Raw genomic sequence first — 14,142 nt, 5'->3', positions numbered from 1 at the left:
GGATCCTTGCTCTGCGGACGAATTATAGATTAAAGATAAGGTGGATGTGTAATGGCGGATTTTACGATGGAAGAAAGCTTGAGGATCAATAAGGAAAGCTGGGATGGGGCGGCAGAAAGATTCTTTGGAAGGACGGCATTGCCAGAGTATGGACCTCATGCGCCGTCAGAAGAGAAGCTTAATCTTTTCGGGGAGCTATCCGGCCAAAAAGCTTTGGAAATCGGCTGCGGGAGCGGGCACTCTTTGTTGTACATGCTGGACCGTGGCATTGAAGAATGTTGGGGAATCGATCTTTCCGAAGTGCAAATTGAAACGGCCCGTCGAGTATGCGGGTTGGATGATAGAGTGAAGCTCCTGGAATCGCCGATGGAAGAGAACCCGGGAATACCGCATGATTATTTTGATGTTGTCTATTCCATTTATGCTCTGGGATGGACCATGAACCTGAAACGCACGCTGACTCATATTCATTCCTATTTAAAACCTGGGGGATCGTTTATTTTTAGCTGGGAGCATCCCATACATAACCGGGTCATCAATGAAGACCAGATTCTCAAGTTCCATATGCCTTACACCGAGGAGATACCGGCTCTTCATGAGGCATGGAAGCCTCGTCCCGCTATTTTTCACCATCGCAAGATCAGTACATATATTAACGCTTTGATCGAAACGGGATTTATCATCGAAAAAGTTATGGAAGAGGTAGAGCTCGATGACACGCAGAACGAGAACTCCTGGTATTCTGTAGCCAAAGCAAGCTATTTTCCGGCTACAATGATTATAAAGTGCAGGAAAGCATAGACCGAGGTGTATTCATGGGCACGACATTTGCCAATTTACAGGTTAGGAACGGTTCGGTTTGGTTAGGTTAAACATCGCCCTTGATGTACTCGGGTGATAGATTACCTGAATATGACACGGCGGTCTGCCTCGTGATAAACGAGGCAGACCGCCGTTTTTCCTGTCTGAAGGTTAAAGATCTTCGAGCCTATATGTTTTCTAAATTATCTGCGGCGCCGTTTTCTACCAATCGGCTTTCTTCTTATACGTTTGGAACGGTTCTCATGCTTCCTGGGCAGCACTGATTTACTCGGCTCTATATACGGCTCCAAATGGGGTATATGATTCGGGTAAAATAATTGCTCAGCGTCCTCTTTGGATTCCGCTGCTATTCTTTGCTCTGTTACAAAGTCCGGCTCCTCGAACTTCGTCGATTGGCCTATGAGAAGCAGCTCCTGTATCGAGATTGGTTTTTTGACGACAAGCAAATGGAACATGATTTGGTAGGCGACGTTTAGCTGCGATTGTCTCAATAACGATAATTCAATAGGATCATAGCCCGTGTGATACGCAGGAAAGTAGAAGAACTCCATGCGAAGCACTCTGAAATCCATCGCAGCTTGTTCTTTTTCCAACAAAGGCCATACATCCTGCCGTGACAGCATAAATTCATCCTCGTCAATGATCGTATCAGGGGAGGAAGTCCAGTAACGGGGGGAATGCTCATTAAATAACTGCTTATATTCCGGGTGGACCATATGAGAAGCGACATGCGCGTAAGGCGCCACAATACAGACCATGGCTTTATGACGGCATACCCGGTACAACTCCTGCATAACGGATTGAAGATGATCTGTGTATTCAAGACTTCGGGATGCCATGACAAAATCAACGGTATCCTCTTCAAAAGGAAGCTTGTCATTAAAGTCCATCACCAGATCCGTGTCCGGGTATGCTATTCGATCGATGCCTAAGCAGTCCCGGAATTTATGGTTTCCTGAGCCGAGATCAATCCTCATCCCCATCCCTTCTTTTCCTTGTACTTGTACCTACTTTTAATTAAGTTATTCCGCAAAGAGACAAGATGACTATGTGCTTACCCTCCTGTATTAACCTATCTTCTTGTTCGGCCTCGTTATTAGTTATGTTTAGTTATGTACAGGCAAATTCCGATAAGGATTGACATACCTTATATAAGTTTGCACGATTTAGTACGTAAAGGAGGCACGGAATGCCATTAAATTTGAGGTTTGTGGAAAATCAGCCGGGGGCGATTACTTTTACGGGAAATACGCTGGGACTCAGCCGGTCTAATACCCTTGGTGCACCTGGTACGGAAGGGTCAATCGGTGCGTTTACGACAACAGATACGTCGCTGCAATTCGGAAGCTATCCACCGGGTACGACCAATGATTTCAACCTGAACAGCTCCAGCGCTGTGCTGCGTATGCCTCCAGGCAGCTTCGTGCTTTATGCAGAGTTGGTTTGGAGCGCTACGTATACCAACCCGTCGGGGGATGTCAGTAATTTCATTGATAAATCGGTTTCGTTTACAACGCCCCAAGGAAGTGTGTTTGAAGTTGGCCCTGATCCGGCCACAGCCACGAACAATTTGACGATTAATACAGGTGTCAATGGGTATGTGCGATCTGCAGATGTGACTTCGATCGTTCAGGCGGCCGGTGCAGGGACCTATACCACCGGCGGAGTCGCCGGACTTATCTCGTTTCCGGATTCAACTGCTAACTATTGCGGATGGACGCTGTGCGTTGCTTACCAAAATTTTTCATTCCCTTTTCGCAATCTATCCATTTTTGTTGGCGGTGTTGCGGTTAGCAGCAACAGTACAGTGACAACGACAGTCAGCGGATTCGGAACGCCGGTTTCGGGACCCGTCTCAGGCCGGCTGGCTGTGTCCGGACAGGAAGGAGATGCTGAAGGGACGGGAGACCAGATGTTATTCGGTCCCTTTCCCGGCATTCTCACCATATTAAGCGGTCCTAACAACTTCGCTGACAATTTCTTTGCCTCTCAAATTAATGATGATAATGGTGATTTGGATACATCCGGGACCTTCGGTACAAGAAACCAGATTAATGGCGTTCCCGGGACGAATGTGGTTGGCGGCAGACAGGGATGGGACATTACCAACGTCGATGTTTCTCCAACGCTGGTTAACAATCAGACAGAGGCAACCGTCGAATTCAGAACTTCGGCCGATGTTTATATTGTCTCAGCTTTCGGCCTGCAAATCGATCTCAATGCTCCCTTGATTGATATCTTCAAAGAAGTGGATACACCTACGGCAGTCATCGGTCAAATTTTGACCTATACCATATTCCTGAGGAATTTCGGGACGGCTGAAGCTGATTTTGCCTTCCTTGTAGACAACATCCCTGAGGGAACGGTATTTGTAGATGACAGTGTTTTTCTGGATGGGTTTCATTTGCCAGGGGCCAATCCGGCCGAAGGAATTCCACTCGAAAGGCTCTTGCTCGGTCAGGAACGTGTTCTTACCTTTCAAGTTAAGGTCGCTTTCCGTCCACCGGGCGATGCGATTATTAATGAGGCTGCAGTTAAGTTTGAATATCAAATCGTCGCGGGCGGCCCCTTTGAGAGTGGCACCATCATTTCCAACCCGGTGATTACGCCTTTCCTGAATGCGGAGATCGCCCTTAACAAAACTGCGTTCCCGGTCAGTGTTTTTCCCGGGGAAGTCGTTCATTATACTTTCACCGTATTTAACATCGGCGAAGCCCCCCTGAATAATATCATTATCGATGACCCGACCCTGGGTCTCCATCAGTTCGTTTCTCGGCTGGAGCCTGGAGAGGTGATTGAGTTTTTCGTGGATTTCATCGTGCCGTTAGAAACTCCGGCGGGGACCGTTATTCAAAATATCGTGACCGCCGCTTCTGATGAGGCAGGCCCGGTCTTCGCGGAAGCGGATGTGAGTGTGCAGGCGGAATTCAACATTCAAATCACGAAAACGCCGGATCAATTCTCCGTCACTCCGGGTCAGACCGTGAACTATACCATCGTCGTGACGAATACCTCCAATGCCCCGCTCACCAATGTTGTCGTGGCCGATTCGTTAACCGACTTCACGAGAATTGTGCCATTTATGGCGGTAGGTGAATCACAAACCTTTGTAGTTCCGTTTACCGTACCTGCCGAGGCTCCGGGCGGGAGCGTCATCACCAATGTGTCGACTGCAAGCCCGGCGGAGAGAGGCGCGGTGTCGGCCACCTCGGCCATTATTGTGGGAACCGTTACGGCTCTGTTTGTTTTCAAAACGGTCGACCAACCGACAGCAGCGCCTGGGCAGACCGTGCGTTATACGATTTCCATTACGAATGGGGGAAATGCCCCACTCACGAATGTGCATGTCACCGATCCTTTGCTCGGTGTAGATCAGATTATGGAAAGCCTGAGCCCGGGTGAGACTTTGCAGATCGACGCTCCTTTTGTGATTCCACCAACCGCTAGGGAAGGAGATATCATTCGCAATACCGTGACAGCGGTGTCGGATCAGGTTGGCCCGGAGACGGCCAATGCGGATGTGATTGTGACCGGGGCTTCAGCGATTTCGCTGACAAAAGCCGTTAATCCGGCGGAAGCGGCACCGGGCAGCACCGTAACATATACGTTTGTGGTGACCAACACCGGCAATACGCCGCTTACCGATGTGCTGCTTACGGATCCGGTGCTGGGGATCAGCCGGGAGCTGGCGGGGACGTTAGGAGTGGGTGAATCCGAAACAATCACGATTCCGTTCGTCATTCCGCCGGATACGGGCATTAATTTTGTAAATACAGCCACTGTCATCGGCCATTTCGGTCCCGTTGAAGTTACAGCTGAGGCCAGTGCCACGGTGCTGGTGCTCCTGCCTTCGTTCACGTTAACGAAGACGGTGTCACCAGCCGAAGCCATTCCCGGGGAAGAAGTGGTGTTTACCTTCACGTTGACCAATACAGGGAATGTTCCCTTGACCAGCATCGCGCTGTCGGATCCGCTGCTGGCTTTCACCAGCACCATTCCAACGCTGGCGCCGGGTGCCTCAATTAGCGACTCCATTCCGTTTGTGATCCCTGCGGATACAGCTGAAGGCACGGTGTTCACTAACGTGCTGACGGCAGCGCCGCTGGAAACCGCAGCTCAGAGTGCTTCAGCTTCCGTTACAACCTTAGGCACACCTGCCATCACGCTGACCAAAACCTCCAGTGTGGCCAGTGCCATGCCAGGCGAAACAGTGACCTATACGATCACCGTAACCAATACGGGAAATACGGATTTAATTAGTGTTGGAGTCGGGGATCAGCTGCTCGGGTTGAGTGCAGTCATTCCTGTACTTGCACCTGGACAGTCTGAAACGTTTACTCCGACTTTCGTCATTCCTCCCGGCACTCCGGATGGAACGATCATTACGAATATCAGTACAGCGACGTCGGATCAGACCGAATCGATTGAAGCGATTGCCAGGGTGATTGTCAATGCGCCGGCCTTTACGATGAGTGTGACGAAGACCGCGAATCCCACTACCGCCGCTCCGGGGCAGACGGTGCAGTATACAATTATAGTCACGAATACCAGCGTCGGCTCCTTGACCAATGTGACGCTGATTGACAATTTCCTTAGCCTTATTGAGACGCTTGGGACACTGGCCCCAGGCGAAAGCCGGACGCTGAGCGCTAACTTCACCGTACCTGTAGGAACGTTAGCAGGAACGTCCATCGTCAACACAGTCATCGCCGATTCTGACGAGACCGATCCGGTTCAGGCTTCTGCCGTGGTGACCGTGGCGGCGGCTCCGGGCTTACAGCTGAATAAGGCGATTGAGCCGCCGGAGGCTAAACCGGGGCAAACCGTTCAGGTCATTCTGACATTGCAGAACACGGGAAACACGGACCTGACCAACATCGTTCTGAGCGATCCGCAGCTTAATTTTGAGTCACTGGTTCCGTTGCTTCCTGCCGGCACGCTTCAAACCGTCATCTATCCGTTTATCGTGCCTGAAGTTCCGGCAGGTACAGTCATCAGGGATACGGCAACGGCGACTTCGGATCAAACCGGTGAAACGACGGCTTCGGATACTTTAACTGTGCTTCCGGCCTTTAGTGCCTCGGTAACGAAGACGGCAGACCGCGAGGCGGCCCTTCCGGGAGAGAAGGTAAATTTCACGATCACCTTCGAGAACTTATCGAATGCGCCGCTGACGAATCTGGTATTCACAGATGAACTGCTCGGGATCGAGACGATCTTCAACGAAGTGCCTGCGGGCTTCACCACGGTCATAACTCAGGCTTTCACGGTGCCGCGGAATACGCTTGGCGGAACAAGGCTATTGAATACAGCCATTTTTGAATCTCTGGAGATCGGAGAACTCGAAGCCAATGCTGCGGTGACAATACTAGGAGTGCCGAAGTTAGATCTGAAAAAGACGGTCCGACCGTCGACTGCCTTGCCAGGGCAACGGGTCACCTTCCTTTTGAGCATTACCAATACGGGGAACGTCCCGCTGCGAAATATCCAGTTAGCGGACCCGCTGCTTAGGATACAAGGTCTGATGATCTCACAAAATCCGGGGGAAACCACTGCGCTCGTCGTTCCGTTCATCGTACCGCCGAACTCGGTCCAAGGAGAGAGCATCGTCAATACGTTCCGGGTTACCGGTCCAGGCATTAATCAATCGGCCTCAGCAACGCTTCGATTGATTGCGCCGCCATTAACCATCGTGAAGGAGACCAGCACTACCCTGGCCTTCTTACAGGATGAATTCCACTTCACACTGCTAGTCACCAATCACGGCAGCGTTCCTGTGTTGGATACCGTACTCACCGATCTACTGCAGGAGGGCCTCCAGTTTGTGCCCGGCAGTGTTACGATTGACGGTAAGCCGGTGGCGTCTGCGAATCCGGAGACGGGTATCTCGCTTGGAAGATTGGCTCCAAGCCAGACGGTGAATGTAGTATTCGCAGTTAAGGCTGTGATCGTACCGCCAAAGAGGAAGGTTAACAATCTCGCGAATGCATCTTTCCGACCGGCGGGTACGAACCAAAGCTTCCAGGTCAGCTCTAATGTGGTCGTGGTTCAAATTCTTGAGCATGAGGAATAGTGTAGAGATGTAAATCCAAAGATCCTTAATCCGCGGCTTTCCGTAGGATTAAGGATCTTGATCGTTCCAGTTAAACGCGAGACGCATGAAACGATGGTGGGCTATACTTTTACAAAGTGAGATGAAGGATTACATTCATAGAAGCCTGTCTTCGATTCGTCACTTGGCGAGGCTACCGCCCCTGGCTTTGTGCATGTATAATATTGGAAGAGAATAAATCAACATGGGACCCGGTCTAGATAATAGCAATCTATGGCAGGGTCCTTTTGCATATGGAGAGGATATAATTGCTGCGTATATTGAAAGGACCTTATTTGCAGTGGCCCACGCTGAACTCCATGACCATCATGTGGGAGACGTCGGAGCCTGCATCATCCAAAGTCGAGGTATTGGTGGCGGAGCGCATCCATAGCGGTTATCAAGGCAATTACAAGAAGCCGGAACACGTAATCGCCATTTTTGAGAACGAAGGGAGGGGCACGATCCATCAGGTTACCGTACGAAATTTGGAGCCTGGGACCCTTTATTTTTATCGTGTTTACTCGCAAAGCGGGCTTGATACCGCCGAATCCGGACCGCATCCGATGAAATCAGCGGTAGAAAACGGGGTGCCTTTCTCTTTTACGGTAACGAGCGAGACGGGAGGATTCAGCGGATTCGATACGTCAGGCGGCCAGATTAACGTTAATATTTTCACTCAAATGCAGCGGTACCGTCCGGATGTTGCATTATTTATTGGGGATATCGTGAATGACGGAACAAAAGCCGAGGATTGGGATACATACTTTTTTGGCCCCGGGCAGTCTCTTCTTGCAAACACGCCATCCTACAGCTGTCTCGGGAATCATGAAGACAACGCTACTTGGTATTACGACTATTTTGCTTTTGATCCGCCGAAAAATTACTATGCCTTCGATTACGGCGATGTTCATTTCACGTGTCTGGACAGCACGGAGCTGATTCCCAAAGAGAGTTATCCGCATAGCGCCAATTCGATTGGCCCCGGAAAAGCACAGATCGATTTTTTGATTCGCGATTTAGCTTCGTCTACCGCCCGGTGGAAAATCGTTTATTTTCATTATCCGCCCTACGTATCCGGTGGTTATCAGGTCGAGGACCTAAGGAAGCTGAACCCGATCTTCGAGCAGTATGGAGTCGACGTGGTGTTCAATTCGCACACGATCGTATACGAACGAAGCCATCCGCTTCGGGAAGGCAAGGTCGACTATAGCGACGGTATCGTCTACATCGTGGCAGGTGGAGCAGGGGCGATGCCCGAATGGCTGCTTCCCAAAAGAGAATGGCATACCGCGCAGTCTGTTGCCGTACCGCATTTCGTACAGGTCGTGGTCGCACCGGACCAATTGAAAATCAACAGCATTGATCAAGAGGGAAGGCTGTTTGATTCGCTGCTGATCCGGAAGGGAATGGATGGCAAGAAGGTATTCTATTAGATTTTCAGAATAGAAAGGTCGTGTGGCAATGTACGGCGTCGTTGTGCATTTTGATGAAGCAACCGAGCTTTACATCAATAAGCTGTGGCTTGAACTGAGCGAGAGGAATATCTCCAGGTATGCCGAGCAGGTTCCGGGCAGAAGACCGCATATGACGATTGCTTCTTACAGCGACCTCGCCTTGGACGAATTTACAGATCAGTTTGATGAATTATATCGTTCAGGCAGTCGGTTACAGTTGAATTTCAGTACGCTGGGATCGTTTATACGCTCCGGGGCGCTGCTGTTAACGCCGAATGTTAGCGCGGAGCTGGTTCATTTTCATCAACAGCATCACGAGCATTTTATTCAATATGCCCCCAAAAGCGATCCTTTGTATGCTCCTGGCAACTGGATTCCTCATTGTACGATTGCCAACCGTTTGAGCCTTGATAAGCTGCTGGAGGCTTTCAATTACTGCACCAGCCGGATGGATAGCCTGCAGGCGGAGGTGACGGAAGTAGCACTGATTCGCACCGAATATAGCGGCAAAATATGCATTGGGGCTCCCTCGGTTCATTCCATCACTATAAAATAGCTGCATTTCAAGAACACCCGGCATAAATCAAACCGAAAGGAATATTGCTATGATCATGGATCCGCGTGACAATTGGTGTGTATGCTTGTCCGGCGAGATAGACCTGAACTTTATGATCTACACGGCGACGGCTTATGGCCTCTTCGCTGAAAAAGACAGCAAATGGCCGCCGGAGAAGCTGTTCGAGCAGCCGGCTTTTTATCTGGAAAAGCTCCATGCTCAGTGGACCTCTTGGTGGAACCTCATGCTAAAGGAAAGAGCTCAGGGGGCAAAGATTAGGACGGCTGCGAATGCTGTTTCTCCTCCTTTCGATAAATTGGATTCACCGGAACTCAGGGAAGCGCTAACGCAAGCCTGGCCCTCGTTTATTCGGTGGTGGTACATGCCGGCTGGAGGACAGAACGCGATGTATTATTGGGAGGGCGTTCCTAATATCGATAGCTACATCTATGAATTAAAAAAGGAGCTGGGGAGGGAGTACCTTTCGTTCCGTTTAAACATGGATCTGGTGTATGGCGGCATTCCGGAACCGATCGAGGTTGGCGAAGACTACATGGTCGTACCCGTCCATACGAATTACATAATGAACAAGGATTGGTGGAAGCAGATATTGGCAGCTAGAATAAGAGAGTAGAATAGAGCTTCAACCAGGCACTGCGTGGTCGTGCCGAAAGATAACGCCGCTGTTCGGATGCTTAATCGGTATACGGATAACTATGCGGAGGACCAGCGCTATTTTAATGAGGCATTGTATCAATGCCTTCAGCGGTAAGCAGGCTATCTTTTATAAGAAGAGGTGATGTTAGTGACCTTGTTATTAAAGGAAGCACGGCCAGAAGGAAACCGTTTCATAGAACTGATCGAGAGTACAGGGTGGTTGGGAATGACGGACGTAGGTCCCCTTAAATTGGAAGAGGCTCTGAACGACAGCTGGTACGTTGTGACGGCCTATGAGCAGGACTTGCTGGTTGGCATGGGCCGCATTATATCCGATGGTGTTTTGCAGGCCGTGATATGCGATCTGATCGTGCTGCCGGATCATCAGGGAAAAGGCGTGGGAAGCGCCATATTGAAACAGCTGCTGTCTAAATGCCGTGAGCATGGAATCGTCATGGTGCAGTTGTTTGCAGCCGCGGGCAAGAGCGGTTTTTACGAAAAATTCGGTTTCGAAGAGCGGCCGGGCGAGGCGCCGGGAATGAGATGGGTGAATAGGACAATGGCATGATGATTCATCGTGAACGCGTGGGGGCTTAAATTCCCCATAAATATAAGGAGGCGAATACCATGGGGATGATAGGGAAATTGCTGCGTATATCTGAAGCTGAGCTGCAGCAGTTGCAGGCGAATGAAGAGGACATAAGCGATTTTATTTATAGTGAGGATAGCGAGGAGAAGGAACTGGATATCGATAAAGCGTGGCACGGAATCCACTATGTCTTGAACAAAAGTGCCTGGGAAGGGGAGCTCCCGCTGTTTAACACCATTATGGGCGGGACCCCGATCGGTGAGGATATGGGCTATGGACCGGTTCGGTTTTTAACGGGCGCAGAAGTCAAAGAAGTAGCAGCTGCTTTGGCAGATCTAAGTGAGGAGGAGCTTCAGCGGCGATTCGACCCGGAGGAAATGAACGATCTGGACATTTATCCGTCTTTGGATTGGAGTCAAGCTGAAGAGCCGGAGTACATTTATTCATACTTAAAGGAAGTTAGGAACTATTATCTTGAAGCGGCAGGCAGCGGGCAAGCAATGCTGTTGTATACGATCTAGCAACCGTATCGCGAACACCCGGATGAGCAAGGAGGACTTACAACATGAACAGGATTCAGGGGATGCCAACCGAAACGGCGGATCATAAACGAATTATCATCTTAAGCTTGCAGCCGGAGCCTTATGAGATGATTTTGCAGGGAATCAAGAAGCATGAGTTTCGCAGGAAATTCCCGGTCGTACCGGTTAATGCTTTTATATATGTGAGCTCGCCCGTCAAAGCCATTCAGGGCTATATCGAATTCGGAGAGCCAATCGTGGACGAGGTGGAACGACTTGGTCTGATTGCTGAGGAGGAAGGCTCGGGCACGGTTTCAGGTATTTCTTCATATATGAAAGGGTTGAAAAAGGGATTCGCCATTCCCATCCGCTCCATTCGGGAAATCGAGCCGCTGCCGCTGGAGGAGCTCAAGCAGAAGTATTTGTTTGCAGCACCGCAGTCGTACATTACGGCAGATTCGAAGCCGGAGCTGAAGAAAGAATTGCTTCGCAGATTACGTAACAGTTAAAGGAGCTAGCTATGCGATGAAAACCATTCGTTTAGGCATGATTGGAAGCGGGCATGTGAGCAGCCGTTATTTTGAACAGGCGGCACAGCTGGAAGGCGTTCGCTTTGTGGCTACCTGTTCCAGAAATTTGGACAACGCGGAGACCAAAGCGGCCGCATATGGAATCCCAAGCTGGTACGATGATTATCGCCAGATGATGGACACCGAGGAGCTGGATGCGGTCGTCGTCACGACTCCACATTCCGTGCATGCGGAGCCGGTAATGGAAGCACTGAAACGGGGATTAAGCGTGCTGAATGAAAAGCCGATGGCAACGACATTCGAGGACTGTCTACGGATGGTTACTTTAGCAGAGGAGCAAAACTCCATCTTTATGTGCCTCCCGTTTGATCTTCATCCCGCTTACTTGGCTGCCTCCGAATTCATCGATGAACGATATCTTGGAAAAATAACCGGTGCGGAAGCCCAGCTATCCCTCCCTGGACCGTGGCGCGACAATTGGTACTACGATAAGTCCATATCCCACGGAGGAGCTGTTCTGGATTGCCTCGTGTATCCTGTCAGTCGCCTGATCGGCTTGCTTGGGCCTGCTGTCAGCGTTGTAGCTGAGGTGAATAATCTCATTCCGAACCGGATCGTCGGTGGCGGCAAAAAAGTAAGCAGCGATGTGGACGACAATGCAACGCTTATTTTGCAGTTTGCCGGAGGGCAGCATGCAGTGATCCGTTCCTTATGGGGGCAGGCGTTTAAGCAGAACAATACGATCATTTATGGACGAAAAGGTACCCTTGCTCTAGGTGATAGCGGTTATCCATTAGTTATTCAGTCGCTGCTAGAGGTGGCTCCAGGTTCGGAGCAAGTGAATTGGCGGGGATTGGATCACTGCTACGTTCCGCACGGAAGCATGGATGCTCACAGGGCTGAAAGTGTGATCGAGCATTTTGCTCACTGCTTGAGAACGGGCCAGCAGCCTTTGCAATCAGCCAGGCAGCAGCTGCATGTCCATGAAATCATGTTCGGAGCTTATCGTTCAGCAGAAACCGGGAAGCGTTATACACTATCGACAACCTTTACGCCGTGGTCGAGGCTGGACCGGGACCTTTTTGATACTCGCAGTGAGTATATCTAGAAGAACTCTAAAGGAGGAACCGCAATGCTGGATATGGACAGAATCTATCTCATTACCGATATACCGGGCTATACGCCCCAGGTCGGACGTCTGCTGTCGATGATGAATTATGCAAGATATACGACGCTGGAGGCCGCTCAAGGCTTAACGGCGGAGCAGCTGGATTTTCGGATGGACGAAGAGAGCAATTCGATCGGCATGCTGCTGATGCATTTTGCTGCCGTGGAGAATGCCTATAGCGTTGAAACCTTTGAGGGACGGGAACTGACCGAACAGGAAATAGAGGAATGGCGGCCCGCCCTGATGCTGGGTGATGAAGGACGCGAGCATATTCGAGGGCATGATCTGGATTACTATTTGAATGTCTTGGACGAAGTCAGAAACCGAACCCTCGATCTATTCAAAACGGTGAATGATGAATGGCTGCATGCCGAGGAGCCGTTCTGGTATAACAAGTCGGCCAATCGTTACTTCATGTGGTTCCACGTGTTTGAGGATGAGATCAATCACCGGGGCCAGATCCGGATGATCCGAAAAAGGTTAGCGAGCCTGTAGGTGCTGAACCAGCGCCTTGCGGTAAGTACGAAGTACTGGGACATTTGTACAAAGAGAGGAGTATAAAGTGAGCCAAAATCATCTGCTCCAGCTGCTCGCCTGCCTGTTGTGCTCTCCACTGGTCTTCGTTGCTATGTATCTGGATTACTACTACCAATACGCTTTTTTCTATTTTATCGTAATTTTATTTCCGCTTCTCTTGGTCAGGAAGCACAGGTACCTGGGGCTGCTTGTTTTACTTAACTCTGTTGTATCAAGTTTCCTCGTTCATTGGTATTTACCTGCGGAAACCGCGCCCTTTTTCATGCCGTTCGATCAGTATAAGGAAGTGCTTGTCACGCTGGCAGCCCTTTTCTTCGGAGCCATTCAGGCTTCGCTGCTGCTGGGTATAAACAGGCTTAAGAGGTGGTTTGGCAGCGGATCATCGCCGTCTAAGAAACAATAGAGGAGGAACTGCAATGGAAACCAACCCGAACCTGGAATTTTATGACGGACTCGCACCCGCATACCATTTGCTGTACGCCGACTGGGATCAGGCGGTTCAAGAGCAGGGCGAGTTTTTTGATCGCTTCATTCGTTCCCGGCTTTCGCATGAAAAGGGGGCGGCCATCAGGCTGTTGGACGCTTCCTGCGGAATCGGAACGCAGGCGCTCGGCCTGGCACAGCGTCACTTCACCGTCACCGCGACAGATCTCAGCCCTCAGGCGGTGGAGCGGGCGCGGCGCGAAGCCGCTGAGCTTGGCGTAAGCATCCAATTCGGCATCGCCGATTTCCGGACGCTTGATACGGATATCGCCGGGCGGTTTGAGGTCATCCTATCGGCGGATAACGCGATCCCTCATTTGCTAACGGACGAAGATGTTCGCGAGGCTTGCCGCAGTTCTTCGTCAAGCTGGAAGAAGACGGTTTACTGCTCTTATCCATCAGAGACTACGATCACGAAATTCAGCATAAGCAGCGGGCGACGAAACCCAGGGTAATGGATAAAGGTAAGCGGATCGTGTTCCAGGTGTGGGATTGGAGCGAGGAGGGGAACCGCTATGTCACGAATCAATACATGATGCAGGAAGAGGACGGCCAGTGGTTGACCCAAGTGAACAAGACCGTTTATAGAGCCTTGCTCAGATCCGAGCTGAGCGAAGCCCTGGAAGCTGCCGGCTTTCGGGATATCCAGTGGCACATGCCTTTGGAGTCGGGGTACTATCAGCCGATCGTGACGGCGAGGAAACACCGTTCGGCCGGCGGGTAATCAATGC

14 protein-coding genes are annotated in these 14,142 nt (G+C 50.5%); 13 read left to right on the top strand and 1 reads right to left on the bottom strand.

The annotated features are described in order from the left end of the window. Positions 1-51 precede the first annotated feature (51 nt). Positions 52-801: a class I SAM-dependent methyltransferase gene (locus tag ACTHPM_RS13865; protein WP_440395771.1), complete on the top strand. Its 750-nt coding sequence runs from the start codon at positions 52-54 to the stop codon at positions 799-801. 203 nt (positions 802-1,004) lie between these two features. Here ACTHPM_RS13865 and ACTHPM_RS13860 read toward each other — a convergent pair whose 3' ends face one another. Next, positions 1,005-1,805 carry a class I SAM-dependent methyltransferase gene (locus ACTHPM_RS13860; protein WP_440395772.1) on the bottom strand — a complete coding sequence of 267 codons (801 nt, stop codon included), beginning with the start codon at positions 1,803-1,805 and terminating at the stop codon, positions 1,005-1,007. 206 nt (positions 1,806-2,011) lie between these two features. Here ACTHPM_RS13860 and ACTHPM_RS13855 point away from each other — a divergent pair, with 206 nt between their 5' ends. The 12 genes from ACTHPM_RS13855 (at position 2,012) to ACTHPM_RS13800 (ending at position 14,135) form a co-directional block, all read left to right on the top strand. Beyond that, positions 2,012-6,895: a DUF7507 domain-containing protein gene (locus ACTHPM_RS13855; RefSeq protein ID WP_440395773.1), complete on the top strand. Its 4,884-nt coding sequence runs from the start codon at positions 2,012-2,014 to the stop codon at positions 6,893-6,895. A gap of 287 nt (positions 6,896-7,182) precedes the next feature. Then, positions 7,183-8,349 carry a metallophosphoesterase gene (locus ACTHPM_RS13850; protein WP_440395774.1) on the top strand — a complete coding sequence of 389 codons (1,167 nt, stop codon included), beginning with the start codon at positions 7,183-7,185 and terminating at the stop codon, positions 8,347-8,349. Between the two features lie 28 nt (positions 8,350-8,377). After that, on the top strand, positions 8,378-8,926 hold the full coding sequence (locus ACTHPM_RS13845) for a 2'-5' RNA ligase family protein (protein WP_440395775.1): 549 nt from the start codon (positions 8,378-8,380) through the stop codon (positions 8,924-8,926). Between the two features lie 49 nt (positions 8,927-8,975). Continuing rightward, positions 8,976-9,560, top strand: coding sequence for a hypothetical protein (locus ACTHPM_RS13840; protein WP_440421573.1), 585 nt, complete (start codon positions 8,976-8,978; stop codon positions 9,558-9,560). Between the two features lie 171 nt (positions 9,561-9,731). After that, on the top strand, positions 9,732-10,151 hold the full coding sequence (locus ACTHPM_RS13835; RefSeq protein ID WP_440395777.1) for a GNAT family N-acetyltransferase: 420 nt from the start codon (positions 9,732-9,734) through the stop codon (positions 10,149-10,151). 59 nt (positions 10,152-10,210) lie between these two features. Next, entirely contained in the window at positions 10,211-10,693 is a 483-nt protein-coding gene (locus ACTHPM_RS13830) for a YfbM family protein (RefSeq protein ID WP_440395778.1), read from the top strand. 44 nt (positions 10,694-10,737) lie between these two features. Beyond that, on the top strand, positions 10,738-11,202 hold the full coding sequence (locus ACTHPM_RS13825) for a hypothetical protein (RefSeq protein WP_440395779.1): 465 nt from the start codon (positions 10,738-10,740) through the stop codon (positions 11,200-11,202). 16 nt (positions 11,203-11,218) lie between these two features. Beyond that, a complete protein-coding gene (locus tag ACTHPM_RS13820) occupies positions 11,219-12,331 on the top strand; it encodes a Gfo/Idh/MocA family protein (RefSeq protein ID WP_440395780.1) in 1,113 nt (370 codons plus the stop codon). A 24-nt stretch (positions 12,332-12,355) separates the two neighbouring features. Next, entirely contained in the window at positions 12,356-12,886 is a 531-nt protein-coding gene (locus ACTHPM_RS13815) for a DinB family protein (RefSeq protein ID WP_440395781.1), read from the top strand. A 67-nt stretch (positions 12,887-12,953) separates the two neighbouring features. Next, entirely contained in the window at positions 12,954-13,331 is a 378-nt protein-coding gene (locus ACTHPM_RS13810) for a hypothetical protein (protein ID WP_440395782.1), read from the top strand. Positions 13,332-13,344: 13 nt separating this feature from the next. Continuing rightward, the gene (locus ACTHPM_RS13805) at positions 13,345-13,866 is read left to right on the top strand and encodes a class I SAM-dependent methyltransferase (RefSeq protein WP_440395783.1); all 522 of its coding nucleotides are present in this window, start codon (positions 13,345-13,347) and stop codon (positions 13,864-13,866) included. After that, the gene (locus ACTHPM_RS13800) at positions 13,866-14,135 is read left to right on the top strand and encodes a hypothetical protein (RefSeq protein WP_440395784.1); all 270 of its coding nucleotides are present in this window, start codon (positions 13,866-13,868) and stop codon (positions 14,133-14,135) included. The genes ACTHPM_RS13805 and ACTHPM_RS13800 overlap by 1 nt, the downstream gene beginning before the upstream one ends. The last annotated feature ends 7 nt before the right edge of the window (positions 14,136-14,142 follow it).

This window comes from Paenibacillus sp. SAFN-054 (genome assembly GCF_051966755.1).
Taxonomy (GTDB): Bacteria; Bacillota; Bacilli; order Paenibacillales; family Paenibacillaceae; genus Paenibacillus_AQ.
The sequence above is the reverse complement of the archived record's forward strand: the minus strand, read 5'-3'. Positions and strand labels throughout refer to the sequence as shown.